Consider the following 209-nt stretch of genomic DNA (forward strand, 5'->3'; position numbering starts at 1 on the left):
ATGCCGGAGCCACAATCCGGTGCGTTAACCCCTTCGCCACGACCGCCATAATAAAAGATATGAAGCTGTATTTCGAATGGCAGGGGCAGCAGGAATTGAACCCACACTAACGGTTTTGGAGACCGCTGTTCTACCTTTAAACTATGCCCCTATAATAAAACTGGTGGAGGCTGATGGATTCGAACCACCGAACTCGTACGAGAACAGAT

The 209-nt window shown here is 48.8% G+C and carries 1 tRNA gene; it reads right to left on the reverse strand.

The window, feature by feature from the left end:
• Positions 1–77: 77 nt before the first annotated feature.
• Positions 78–151: transfer RNA gene (locus IAE55_RS33665), tRNA-Trp, on the reverse strand.
• Between the last annotated feature and the right edge of the window lie 58 nt (positions 152–209).

Source organism: Paenibacillus sp. S28 (assembly GCF_016624415.1).
GTDB lineage: Bacteria > Bacillota > Bacilli > Paenibacillales > Paenibacillaceae > Paenibacillus_AQ > Paenibacillus_AQ favisporus.